Source organism: Bradyrhizobium sp. P5_C11_2, from assembly GCF_054049755.1.
The window spans coordinates 1-12,350 of record NZ_JBFULT010000193.1 but is presented as its reverse complement, the minus strand read 5'-3'; the positions used below and the strand labels follow the sequence as shown (position 1 = coordinate 12,350).

Annotated in this window: 12 protein-coding genes; 3 read left to right on the top strand and 9 right to left on the bottom strand. The window is 63.8% G+C overall.

Annotated elements, in window-relative coordinates; translation table 11 throughout:
- Positions 1–3 precede the first annotated feature (3 nt).
- A complete protein-coding gene (locus ACXJL8_RS19225) occupies positions 4–318 on the bottom strand; it encodes a co-chaperone GroES (RefSeq protein WP_027518760.1) in 315 nt (104 codons plus the stop codon).
- 379 nt (positions 319–697) lie between these two features.
- Here ACXJL8_RS19225 and ACXJL8_RS19220 point away from each other — a divergent pair, with 379 nt between their 5' ends.
- Positions 698–985 (top strand): usg protein, encoded by a 288-nt coding sequence (locus ACXJL8_RS19220; protein ID WP_456618288.1) that lies wholly within the window; start codon positions 698–700, stop codon positions 983–985.
- 8 nt (positions 986–993) lie between these two features.
- Here ACXJL8_RS19220 and ACXJL8_RS19215 read toward each other — a convergent pair whose 3' ends face one another.
- On the bottom strand, positions 994–3,120 hold the full coding sequence (locus ACXJL8_RS19215; RefSeq protein ID WP_456618287.1) for an O-linked N-acetylglucosamine transferase, SPINDLY family protein: 2,127 nt from the start codon (positions 3,118–3,120) through the stop codon (positions 994–996).
- A 216-nt stretch (positions 3,121–3,336) separates the two neighbouring features.
- Here ACXJL8_RS19215 and ACXJL8_RS19210 point away from each other — a divergent pair, with 216 nt between their 5' ends.
- The gene (locus tag ACXJL8_RS19210; protein WP_456618286.1) at positions 3,337–3,864 is read left to right on the top strand and encodes a cupin domain-containing protein; all 528 of its coding nucleotides are present in this window, start codon (positions 3,337–3,339) and stop codon (positions 3,862–3,864) included.
- Positions 3,865–4,020: 156 nt separating this feature from the next.
- Here ACXJL8_RS19210 and ACXJL8_RS19205 read toward each other — a convergent pair whose 3' ends face one another.
- Positions 4,021–5,271, bottom strand: a complete 1,251-nt coding sequence (locus ACXJL8_RS19205; protein ID WP_456618285.1) for a NupC/NupG family nucleoside CNT transporter — start codon at positions 5,269–5,271, stop codon at positions 4,021–4,023.
- 159 nt (positions 5,272–5,430) lie between these two features.
- On the opposite strand from ACXJL8_RS19205, the gene ACXJL8_RS19200 reads away from it, so the two are divergent.
- Positions 5,431–6,669 carry an MFS transporter gene (locus ACXJL8_RS19200; RefSeq protein ID WP_456618284.1) on the top strand — a complete coding sequence of 413 codons (1,239 nt, stop codon included), beginning with the start codon at positions 5,431–5,433 and terminating at the stop codon, positions 6,667–6,669.
- 352 nt (positions 6,670–7,021) lie between these two features.
- On the opposite strand, the gene ACXJL8_RS19195 is transcribed toward ACXJL8_RS19200, so the two are convergent.
- From ACXJL8_RS19195 to ACXJL8_RS19170, 6 genes are all read right to left on the bottom strand, one after another.
- Complete coding sequence (locus tag ACXJL8_RS19195) at positions 7,022–7,780, bottom strand: SDR family oxidoreductase (protein WP_456618283.1); 759 nt, start codon at positions 7,778–7,780, stop codon at positions 7,022–7,024.
- A gap of 26 nt (positions 7,781–7,806) precedes the next feature.
- Positions 7,807–8,565: a peptidase gene (locus tag ACXJL8_RS19190; RefSeq protein ID WP_456618282.1), complete on the bottom strand. Its 759-nt coding sequence runs from the start codon at positions 8,563–8,565 to the stop codon at positions 7,807–7,809.
- 85 nt (positions 8,566–8,650) lie between these two features.
- On the bottom strand, positions 8,651–9,058 hold the full coding sequence (locus ACXJL8_RS19185; RefSeq protein ID WP_456618281.1) for a carboxymuconolactone decarboxylase family protein: 408 nt from the start codon (positions 9,056–9,058) through the stop codon (positions 8,651–8,653).
- Between the two features lie 54 nt (positions 9,059–9,112).
- Positions 9,113–10,312, bottom strand: a complete 1,200-nt coding sequence (locus ACXJL8_RS19180; protein WP_456685412.1) for an acyl-CoA dehydrogenase family protein — start codon at positions 10,310–10,312, stop codon at positions 9,113–9,115.
- A 107-nt stretch (positions 10,313–10,419) separates the two neighbouring features.
- Positions 10,420–11,262 carry a transglutaminase family protein gene (locus ACXJL8_RS19175; RefSeq protein ID WP_456685411.1) on the bottom strand — a complete coding sequence of 281 codons (843 nt, stop codon included), beginning with the start codon at positions 11,260–11,262 and terminating at the stop codon, positions 10,420–10,422.
- Between the two features lie 107 nt (positions 11,263–11,369).
- Positions 11,370–12,314, bottom strand: a complete 945-nt coding sequence (locus ACXJL8_RS19170; protein ID WP_456618278.1) for an alpha-E domain-containing protein — start codon at positions 12,312–12,314, stop codon at positions 11,370–11,372.
- Positions 12,315–12,350: the final 36 nt, after the last annotated feature.

Genomic DNA, 12,350 nt, shown 5'->3' with positions numbered 1-12,350 from the left:
CTCTTAGGCCGCCTTCTTCTTGGAAGCGGGGACGTCGAGGACGCCCATGATGTCGCTTTCCTTCATGATCAGCAGATCGACGTTGTCGATCTTGACCTCGGTGCCGGACCACTTGCCGAACAGCACGCGGTCGCCGACCTTCAGGTCGATCGGGATCAGCTTCCCGGCTTCGTCGCGGCCACCAGGGCCGACGGCGACGATTTCGCCCTGGGAGGGCTTTTCCTTGGCAGTGTCGGGAATGATGATGCCGCCAGCGGTCTTCTCTTCTGCGTCAATGCGCTTGACCACGACGCGGTCGTGAAGCGGACGGAATTTCATGCAGTCCTCCTAAGCATTTGCTCGGATTGATGTTTTGAGGGTGTTAGCAATCGATGCCCGCGAGTGCCAATGCGGGTGAAGCTCAGATAAGCCAGGATTTTTGCGGGAGCAAGGGCTTCTAGCAGAAAAATAAGCACTCGGAAGCGTCGTTTGCCAGTTTCCTTTACCATCCTTAACCGGCCTCGGGGACCGTATTAGCACGGAGCCGCGTCTGCTGCTAACGCATTGAATTTCAACAGCTTGTTAAACTTTTGGGCTTGAGATGGGTTATCAGTTTGCGTCACATTTCTCTCATGTGAGCGCATCTCCACCGGGTGGCTCGTAAGCAGCGTACCGGAAAGCCACCCCCTGAATATGCGCTCCTGCAAAGGAGGTTGGCATGGTCTCGCGGGTTGGGGTTGTTTCCGACGACTTCCGGAAACAGGTGCTGGGTTACGGGCTGACGACGGCGCAAATTCTCTATCGGATGCCGGATCATCCCTCGCTGCTTCAGACCTACGTCTGGCAGAACTACGATCTGTTCCCGAAATTCCCGGTGCTGAAGGATTTCCTGGCGTTCTGGCAGGAGAAGCTCGACGGTCCCTTGTTCTCGGTCACCGTCGCGCATTCCAAGCTGATCAAGCCCGCCGAGCTACGTGCGGTCGACGGCGTGTTCAGGCTGCATTGACGCAGCGATCAGGCGTCGCTGCTGCAATAGCGTTGCCACATCGCGCGATAGGCCTCGTCCACCGCTTGCGCGTAGGCGACCGGGTTGCAGGCGGGCGCAGCCCTGACCTGCCCGGGCAGCTCGCGGCGCAATTTGTCGAGGTCGCCGATCTGCGCCGCGCGGCTCACCGCGATGTCGACATATGCCTCCTCGCTGTCCGTAACCCAGTCGGGCAGGCCAAGCGCAGTGAGGATGGAGCCGCCGGCACGGCTGGGCAGAGTGTTCCCGAGCTTCGCCACCACGGGCACGCCCATCTGCAACGCTTCCAACGTGCTGACGCCGCCGTTCTGCGGGAACGGGTCGAGGGCAATATCGACGCGATGGAATGATGTCAGATGATCGATTCGCAAGGTGGTTCCGAGCAGATCGACGCGTTCGGCGGGCACTCCGCAAGTTGCAAGCCGTGCCAGCAGATTGTCGCGGACCAGTTGATCGTCCAGCGCAACATCCTTGATCAGCAGCCGTGACCCCGGCACTCGCTCGAGAATCCTGGACCAGGTCCGCGCGGCCTGGTCCGAAATCTTGCTGATGCGGTTGAACACACCGAATGTGACGAAGCCGTTCGAGGCCGCCGGCGTCGACGCCCGCGCAAGCTCGAGCGGCAGCGGCTCCAGCGTGACAAAGCACGGCAGATCGACAACGGTTTCCGCAAACAGATGCCGAACCTCGGCAGGAATCGCGACCGGGTCCGAGAACAGATAATCGATCGTTGGCAGACCGGTGCCGGTACCGTGGCCCCAGCCATGCACCTGGATCGGCGCCGGCTTGAGCGCAAACACGCCGAGGCGGTTTCCTTTGGTATGGCCGGACAGATCGATCAGGATATCGACGCCATCGGCGCGGATCTGATCGGCGAGGCGATCGTCGCTCCATTGCGAGGCGTCGCGCCATCGATCGGCGATCTTGTGAAATTCGTCGGTCGCCGCATCCGCTTTCGACGAGCAAGAGTAGCACACGATCTCGAACTGTTCCCGGTCACGGTATTGCAGGACCGGCTTGAAGATGAACGCGGCCGAATGCGCGTTGAAGTCCGCCGAGACATAGCCCAGCACCAGAGGGCGATCCGGATCGCGGCTGTTGTCGTGCGGACTCGCCGCTTCTGAAGCGACTTTCGCGCCGATCTGCTCCCACCATGCTTGCCGCGCTAGCTGATGCTGCTCGACGCTGGCATCGGCCAAGAAATCGAGGGCGAAGATCTTGTTGGAGATCGCGCTCGGCAAGTCAGGCGTGATGGCAAGAGCCCTGTCGAAACTGGCCAGGGCTTCGTCGACCCGGCCAAGTCCGGCGAGACAAAGGCCCAGCACCAGGTGAGCTTGAGCGGATTCGGGATCGATCGCGAGGGCCTTCTCGCAATCGGGCAATGCTTCGGCCATTTGCTGGAGATGGAGCCAGACGCTGGCCCGCCAGAGCCACCCGTTCGCGTCGTCGGGTGCCAGGGCGACTGCCCGATTGCAATCCGCCATGGCTTCGTCAAATCGCAGAAGCTCCTGCAATACGACGGCGCGGTTCGCCAGGGCCGAGGCATAGTCAGGCTTGATCGATAGCGCGCGGTTCAAGCTTGCGAGGGCCTCGTCATAATTGCGCAGACGGCAGAGCACCCAACCCCGGCCGTTGTGGGCTTCGGCAAGGTTTCCGTCAATTGCGAGCGCCTTGTCGTAGCACGCGAGCGCTTCCCGAAGATCGAGGGTCACGCTCGCGTTACCGAGATTGGACAGGGCTAGGGCGTAGTTGGGGCGCAAGGCGAGGGCCCTTCGATAGCTCTCGCAGGCTTCATCGTGACGTCGTAGCCCGTTCAGTGCGACGCCCAGAGTCATGTGAGCATCGGCAGATCGCGGATCCACGGCAACCGCCCGGCTCAGGAGAAGCTCGGCCTGCTGATAGTTCTTGGCGTCGGACTCCAGAACGCCGAGCATGTGCAGCGCGATGAATTGGTTGGGCGCGAGCTGCAGGAGTTGGCGATAGGCCGCCTGGGCCTCGCGGAGAAGCCCCTTCTTGTGCAATTGGAGGGCGTTCCCGAGCAATGGCAGCACGTCGGCTTCCTGCCGTTTCCGAAGCCGGGCATTTTGAAATGCACGCTGACCTACGCTGTTGCTCATGAATCAAGTCCCCCAGAATCTCCCTGCGAGATTAGATCGGCGAGGGAACGAATACGAGACCACGACCGTTCGCGACGACAGCTTCGGGCAAGCTACGAACGACGGGTCGTCGCGTGACCAGCCCGAACCCGCGATTGCTGCCTCGTCCAGGACTGGATAGTCTGCCTTCGGGTTGTACCCGTCCGGCGGGTGCGGCTCAGATCAGGGAGGCAGACAATGGCCAGGCAAAAGGCATCAAGACCCGCAACGAAGACCGCGGTGAAGAAGCGGAGTGGCACCAAGGCGGCGGCGCGATCCTCGGCGCGCAAGGCGGTCAAGGCGAAGGCGCGCACCGTCTCTCCGAAGAAGCCCGTACGTCCGAAGCAGCGCATCGCGATCAGCCATCACCGCGAGGAAGACTTCAAGGCCGATGGCCTGCGCGCCTACGCGAAGTACCGCGACCTCGGTATCGCCGAAGCAAGCCACGGCCTCGCGCAAGCACACGTGATCCGGCTGCAGGGCCCCTGCAATCCCGCAGAAGTCTCAAAACTTCACTTCCACGACGTCGAATTCCAGATGGTCTATGTCCTCAAGGGCTGGGTGAAGACCTACATGGAGGGCGAGGGCGAGACGCTGATGAAGCAAGGCAGCGCCTGGACCCAGCCGCCGAAGATCAAGCACATGATCCTCGACTACTCCGACGACGTCGAATTGCTGGAAGTGATTTTACCGGCGGAGTTCAAGACGGTGGAGTTGAAGGCGTAACTCTTTGTCATTCCGGGCTCGCCGCTTCGCGGCGCCCCGGAATGACGAGAGTCCGTTTGTAKCCCGGATGGAGCGAAGCGTAATCCGGGGCCACTACCTGCAACGGGCATGCTTTCCCGGATTGCGCGGAGCTCCATCCGGGCTACGAGTTCGGTGCTAACTCAACACCCCCACGATCGCCCCCATCAAGCACGTCGTCAGCGTGCCCGACACGATCGACTTCAGCCCGAGCGCGTTGATCTCCGCGCGTCGCTCCGGCGCCATTACACCTAAGCCGCCGATCATGATGCCGAGGCTGGCGAAATTGGCGAAGCCGCACATCGCATAGAGCATGATCAGGCGCGAGCGCGGATCGAGCGCCTCCGGCGACAGTTTTGACAGATCGACATAGGCGATCAATTCGTTGAGTACCGTCTTGGTCCCCATCAGGCTGCCCGCCGTGACCGCCTGATCCCAGGGCAGTCCCATCAGCCAGCACACCGGCGCCATCACCAGCCCAAGCAGGCGCTGCAATGAGATCGCAGCGCCACCAATGTTCGGCAGCAGGCCGAGGATGGCATTGACGAGATAGACCAGCGCCACCAGCACCAGCAGCATGGCGACGATGTTGATCAGCAGCTCGATCCCCGCGCTCGTCCCCTTCACGATCGCATCCATCGTGCCGGACACCTCCATCTCGGGATCCTCCAGCGCGCCGCCGGTGCGCTTGTCGCTGGTTTCGGGCACCATGATCAGGCTGACGAGGATCGCGGCCGGCGCACCCAGCACGGAGGCGATGACGAAATGCGCGGCCGCATCTGGAATGAGCGGCGCCAACAGCGTCGCGTAGAGCACCAGCACCGTGCCGGCGATGCCGGCCATGCCGCCGGTCATCACCAGAAACAATTCGCTGCGTGTCATCTGCGCAAGATACGGCCGCACGAACAGCGGCGCCTCGACCATGCCGAGAAAGATGTTGGCGGCGGTCGACAGCCCGACCGCGCCGCCGACGCCCAAGGTGCGTTCGAGCACCCAGGCCATGCCGCGCACGATCGGCGGCAGCACCCGCCAATAGAACAGCAGCGTCGTCAGCACGCTCATCACCAGCACGATCGGCAGCGCCTGGAACGCCAGGATGAAGTCGGCGCCCGGCGCCTTCAGGTCGAAGGGCAGGGGACCGCCGCCGATATAGCCGAACACGAAGGAGGAGCCGGCACGCGAGGCCGCCGAGATCGCACCGACCGCCTCGTTGATGGCGCCGAAGGCGTGCGCGACGACGGGCAGCTTGATCAGGACGATCGCGGTGACAAAGGTCACGACGAGGCCGATCGCCGCCTGGCGCGCCGAGACCGCGCGGCGATTCTCTGCCAGCGCGTAGGCGATCAGCAGCAATGCGAAAACGCCGAGTGCAGATTGCAGCCGCAGCATGATGTCCCCAAACCCTCAATGATTATGGCCGCGCGTGCGTTGCAAACGCAATGCCGGAAGAGCCGGGAAGCGCCCCGCTGTTGACAAGCAGGTCCGCGTCAGCCACGCGGGGCAGGTCGACATCAGGGGCCGGGTAGTCCGAGCGTGACCGAAGAGGCAATGCCAGCGCAGCCGATATCAGCGAATCAGCCGGTCAGCGCCCGCGCGCTCCTCGCCCACCGCGCCTTCCTGTTTTTCCTGCTCTCGCGCAGCCTGTCGCGCTTTTCCAGCCAGATCGCGGCGGTCGCGATCGGCTGGCAGATCTACGATCTCACCGGCTCGGCCTTCGACCTCGGCATGGTCGGCCTCGTGCAGTTCCTGCCCACCGCGCTTCTCGTGTTCGTCGCCGGCCATGCCGCCGACCGCTACGAGCGCAAGCGCGTGGTCCAGCTCTGCCAGCTCGTGAATGCCGCAACCGCGCTCTATCTCGCCGTCACCACTTATCTGGGCGCGGTCGGCGAGGTTCAGATCTTCGTCGCGACCTTCGTGCTCGGCATTGCCGGCGCCTTCGAGAGCCCGACCACGGCGGCGCTGCTGCCGCTGATCGCGCCGCAGGGATCGCTCCAGCGCGCGACGGCGGTCTCGAGCGGCGCGGCACAGGTCGCGACCATCACGGGGCCGGCGCTCGGCGGCTTCGCCTATGCGATCGCGCCGCATCTCGCTTATGCCGTGATGGTGCTGTTCTGGATTCTCGGGATGATCCTGACCGGCTTCATCCGGCCGCGCCCGCAGGCCGTCGCCAGGGACATGGCGGACGCCGACAATATCTATGCCGGCGTCCGCTTCATCCGCAGCAACCCGGCGATCCTCGGCACCATCTCGCTCGATCTGTTCGCGGTGCTGTTCGGCGGCGTCACCGCGCTGTTGCCGATCTACGCCCGCGACATCCTCCAGACCGGCCCAATGGGGCTCGGCGTGCTGCGTGCCGCGCCGGCGGTCGGCGCGCTGCTGATGACCATGGTGTTGGCGCGGCACGCCATCTCGCGGCATGTCGGCCTGCGCATGTTCCAGGCCGTGATCGTGTTCGGAATTGCCACGGTCGTGTTCGCGCTGTCGTCCTGGATGTGGCTGTCGGTGCTTGCGCTCGCCATCCTCGGCGCGGCCGACACGATCAGCGTCGTGATCCGCTTCTCGCTGGTGCAGCTCTCAACGCCCGACGAGATGCGCGGCCGCGTCGGTGCGGTGAATTTCCTCTTCATCAACGCCTCGAACCAGCTCGGCCAGTTCGAAAGCGGGGTCGCGGCTGCACTGCTCGGCGCAATGCCGGCCGCCGTGCTCGGCGGCGTCTGCACCGTCGCGGTGGCGCTGCTCTGGATGAAGCTGTTTCCGAGCCTGCGGCAGGTGGAGAGCTTGGAGTAGGGGCCTTCTTCGCCTCTCCCCGCGTGCGGGGAGAGGCCGACACGCGCCGAGCGATGCGGAGCGTCGTCCGCAGCGTGGCGGGTGAGAGGGACTCTCCGCGAGTCCAAATGCAACCGCTTATGCCGAGATGGCCCCTCACCCCAACCCTCTCTCCACCGTCATTGCGAGGAGCTCTTGCGACGAAGCAATCCAGAATCATGCCGCAGAGACAATCTGGATTGCTTCGCTGCGCTCGCAATGTCGATTGTTGAAGCAGCGCGGGACCTTAGCTCACGTCACCCCCCGCGGCTGACCGCCTGCTGGCGCTCCTTGACGCCTACTGTGCATGGGGTTGTTTGTCAGTTTTTTTAGTTTAGCCCCGTCCGACGAACGGCATCTTGCTCGCCATCACCGTCATGAACAGCACGTTGGCGTCGAGCGGCAGGCCGGCCATGTAGGCCACGGCATCACCGACCGCCTTCGCGTCCATGCGCGGCTCGTGCTTCATGGTGCCGTCGGGCTGCATCACGCCGGGCCCGGCGACCATGCGGTCGGTCATCGGGGTCGCGGCATTGCCGATGTCGACCTGGCCGACCGCGATGTCGTACATGCGGCCGTCGAGGTTGGAGGCCTTGGTCAGGCCCGTGATGGCGTGCTTGGTCGAGGTGTAGGCCGCGGAGAACGGCCGCGGCGCATGCGCCGAGATCGAGCCGTTGTTGATGATGCGGCCGCCGCGCGGGGTCTGGTCCTTCATGATGCGAAAGGCGTGCTGGGTGCACAGGAACGGGCCGGTGAGGTTGGTGTTCACCACCGCCTGCCACTGGTCGAGGCTCAAATCCTCGAAATTCACCGGCGGGGCGCCCATGCCGGCATTGTTGAAGAGCACGTCGAGCCGGCCGTAGGTCGCCTTCACCTTGTCGAACAGCGCGGCAATGGAGTCCGGTTTGGTCATGTCGGCGGTGACACAAAGGCTCTTGCCGGCGGGACCGAGCTTCGCGGTCTCCTCGAGCATGTCGAGCCGGCGCCCGACCAGCACCACGGTGAAGCCGGTGTTCATCAGCGCCAGCGAGGCCGCGCGCCCGACACCAGTGCCGGCGCCCGTCACCACTGCGATCTTCTTTGCTTCACTCATCGTTTCCTGCCTTTTCTCTTAAGTTGTCAGGTTTTGGGTTCTTTTTCGTTCTTGTAGGGCGGCCGCGGGATGTTCTGGTGTGCCGCGCGCAGCGCCGCCGACCAGCGCGAGCGCAGATCGTGGAAATAGGGCTCGCCCGCCTCGATGCGGTGGTTGAGGTCGGCATCGTACGCGTCCGCCCGCACCACCAGCACGTCGATCGGCAGGCCGACGCCGAGATTCGAGCGCATGGTCGAATCCATCGAGATCAGGCCGGTCTTCAGCGCCTCGTAGAGCTCGACGTCGTAATGCATGGCGCGGTCGAGCACCGGCTTGCCGTATTTGTGCTCGCCGATCTGCAAATAGGGCGTGTCGGTGGTGCATTCGATGAAATTGCCTGCCGTGTAGACCATGAACAGGCGCATCCGCGCGCCCTTGATCTGGCCGCCGAACAGGAAGGAGACGTCGAACGAGACGTCCTCGGATTTCAGCGCCGGGCCTTCGGTCGCGTGCACCGCCCGGATCGCCCGCCCGATGCGCTGCGCGGCCTGGAACATGGTCGGCGCGTTCATCAGCGTCTCGATGTCGCCCGTGGTGGGGTCTTCCAGGCCTTCGGTCAGCGTGGACAGCACCGACTGGCTGATGGCGAGGTTGCCGGCGCTGGCGATCGCCATGATGCGGTCGCCGGGCTTGGAGAAGATGTGGAGCTTGCGGAAGGTCGAGACGTTGTCGAGGCCGGCATTGGTGCGGGTGTCGGCGATCATCACCAGACCGTCCCGAACCAGGATTCCGCAACAATAGGTCATTTCCCATCCCCGAACGCGAGCGTTTGCGCGGAATTACTAGCCAATTTCAGGGGCCGCTCCAACCCCAATTCCCAGGGTGAGGCCGTCATTCCGGGGCGTCGACGAGAAACGCCTCGTCGACGGGGACGCCGAGCGCTGTGACCAGGCGGTTGGTCTCCGCGGCCATGCCGACGATGGCGAGCATCTCGCGATATTCGGCCTCGGTCATGCCCTTGGCCCGTGCGCTGGCGGTGTGCGAATGGATGCAGTAGCTGCAGCCATGCGCCACCGAAACCGCGACATAGAGCATTTCCTTGATCTTGGGATCGAGCGCCCCCGGAGCCATCACCTCCTTGATGCTCTCCCAGGTCCGCCGCAGCGTCTTCGGATCATGCGCCAGCGCGCGCCAGAAATTGTTGACGAAATCCGACTGCCGCACCTTGCGGATATCGTCGAAAACGGCGCGCGCCTCGCTGGAGAGTTCATCGTCCGAAAGCAGCTTTACGGTCGCCATGGGGTACCTCGCGGGGTCAGGTCTGATCCCGCGAGTGTAGCACGGCTCGAGCACTCAGCCGGCATGTCCGGCCGAACGACGCAAGGCCAGCTTGCCGACGTCGACATATTGCCGCTGCTGCGCATGGGCGTGCTGCGCCCCGACGTGAAGGTCGCGCAGACGCCGCTGCAGCGGCGAGCTGTCATAGACCGCGCTGCTGCCGGCCAGCGCAAAGCAGGCATCCGCGATGCCGACGCAGGTCGTGGCGAGCCAGACCGCGGATCTCGCGCCCTCGATCATGAGGTCTTCGTCTCTCAGCGTGCCGGCCAGCGCGTGACGCCAGTGGCTGGCGACCTGGGCCTCTTGAAATGCCTGCGCGGCCGCGAGGTTGGCTGAAATCCGGCCGACCTCGAACTGGAAGATCTCGGACTCCCGCATCGGGGTGGCCGCATATAATTGCTGCCTCCCGGTGTGAGCCAGTGCGAGCAGGTCATCGACGGTGCCCTCGGCCATGCCCACCGAGAATGTGCCGTGAAGCAATGGCAGCCATTGCCGTAACGCCTCATAGAGCGGGCCCGACATGCGAGGGGGAGCTTCGAGATCGAAGACATGGGTCTCGGGAACAAGCCGCTCCCGCAGCGTGATGTGATGGCTGCCCGTGCCCTTAAGCCCGGCCGCGTGCCAGGTATCCTCGATGTCCCAGTCACGCGCCGGCATCACAACGATGCGAACCAGCGGCTTGCCATGCGGACCAGGGATTGGTCTCCCGTTGTCGGTAACGATGCAGAAGCCGCCCATCCATTCGGCGTGGGTACAGCTGCTGGCGAAGGGCCAGCGGCCCTTGACGCGATAGCCGTCGCCTACACGCTCAGCCGTTCCACCCGGCTGGGACGAGCCGCAGATCGCCACATCAGGCCCGTCCTGATAAATTTGCTGGTACAATTCAGGGCGTGCAGCGGCGGCAAAAAGGCTGCCGACCCCGCCGACGATCGAGATCCAGCCGATCGAGCCGTCGAGACGGGTCAGCGCCTTGATCACCTCCAGCCCGGCCGGAAGATCGAGCTCCAGCCCGCCATGGCTCCGGGGGACGAACATCCGAAACAGTCCGATCGATCTCAATCGTTCCACCAGGTCGGGCGGGACGCGGCGCGCAGCTTCCATCTCGGCGGCGCGCGCCGTTATCTCGGGAGCCAGCTCCTGGATGCCCAGAAGCATGTCCTTGTGGGGATCGCGCAGGGGCACGGAACGTTTTTTGGTGTTTTCGTGAAGCTGCATCTGTCTCAACCTCTGTTGCGGAACGGACCGCAACAGAAGTTGAACAGACGGCGCTACGGCGCGGTTACAGCGCGGCGCTTGTCGATTACGGCTGTAATTTCGCTGGGCTAGCTCTGCCGCTGTGACTGCGATTGCCCGCCGCGGCCGGCCTGCTCGACCTTGACAGTCACCGTCAGCGTCTCCGCGCCGCCGCCATAGCGGGTGCCGCGCACGGGGGCTGCGCCGAGATAATCGAGCCCGATGGCGACGCGGACATGGGCGTCGGTGGTGYAGATGCAATTGGCGGGATCGAAGCCGACCCAGCCGAGACCATCGACAAAAGCCTCCGCCCAGGCGTGGCCGGCATCCTGATGCACCGTGCCGTCGGAGCGCAAAAAGTGACCGGAGACGAAGCGCGCCGGAACCCCGCCGCTGCGGGCGCAGGCGATGAAGATGTGCGCGTAGTCCTGGCAGACGCCGCGCTTGAGCGTGAACGCCTCTGCCGCCGAGGTGCCGCTGTTGGTCGGGTCCTCGTCGAACGTCATGTGCTCGCTGATCTGCGTCATCAGCGTGTGCAGGAAGCCGAGCGTGTCGCTCTCGGCCTCGCTGCGCAACTGGCGCGCCACCGCCGCCATCGCCGGATTGACCTCGGTCAGTTCGGTCGTGCGCAGGAACATGCCGGCCGGAAAGCGCTCGTCGGCACCGCGCAGCACGCCACCGGTGTCGTGGGTCTCGATCAGACCCTCGGCGGTGATCTTGATGTCGCCGACGGGTCCGCAGGACAACACATGGGTGACGTTGCCGAACGCGTCCTCATGGGTGTCGAGCTTGGTGTCGGTCGAGACGTCGATCTGCCATTCCGCCACATATTGCCCGTCATGGCTGCACGGCGTCATGCGCAGGATCTGGATCACGCTCGTGGCCTGCGGCTCGTAGCGATAGGTCGTGGTGTGCTGGATTCGCAGGCGCATGGTGGACCGTTGTTCTGGCGTCATTCCGGGGCGGCACGAAGAGCCAGACCCGGAATCTCGAGATTCCGGGTCTGGTCCTTCGGACCATCCCGGAATGACGGCGTGTATCAGATCAAATACTGCTTCGTGATGATTTCGCCCAGCCTGGAATTGTCGGAGATGAATTCCTGAATGAATTCATGCACGCCATGCTGGAAAATGTCGTTCATGTTGGAGTGTTCGAGCCGGTTGCGGATGCCGCGGGCGTGGCGCTGGGCCGGGCCCTGGCGGCCATAGGCGACGCCGATCTGGTCGAGATTGCGCACGAGATTGCCATAGCAGCTCGCCAGCGATCGCGGCAGCGTGTCGTTGAGGATGAGCAGATCCGCGATCAGCCAGGGTTTCAGCGTCTCGCGATAGACCCAGTGATAGGCCGTCAGCGCCGAGACCGAACGCAGGATCGAGCTCCATTGGTAGAAGTCGAGGGGCCCGCCGACATGTTCCTCTTCGGGCAGCAGCACGTGATACTTCACGTCGAGAATGCGTGCGGTGTTGTCGGCGCGCTCGAGATGCACACCCATCCGCGAGAACCAGTAGGCGTCGTTGCGCAGCATGGTGCGGTAGGCCGAACCGTCGAAGCGCAGCGAGGTTTCCTGGACGAAGCGCAGGAACTTTGCCAATTCCTCGCGTGTGGAGGTCCCCTTGCTCCAGACCTCCTGCAATTCGATCCAGGACGAGTTGATGGTGTCCCACATCTCGCTCGTGAGCGCGGTGCGCACCGAACGCGAGTTCAACCGCGCCGCCTCGATGCAGTTCTTGATCGAGGACGGATTGTTCGGCGAGAAGGAGAGGAATTCGACGACGTTGTGTTCGTTGGCTTCCTCATATTGGCGGTAGAAGCTTGCGGCGACGCCGGCGGTGAGCAACGCCGAGTCCCATTCATTGGTCTTGCCGATATAGGCGGCCGGCAGCGCGGTGACGCGCAGCGTCGCATCGATGGTGCGCGCAAGATATTCGGCCCGTTCGACGTAGCGGGCGAGCCAGTAGAGGTTTTCGGCGGTACGCGACAGCATCTCTCTACTCGTCCAGTATCCAGGTGTCTTTGGTGC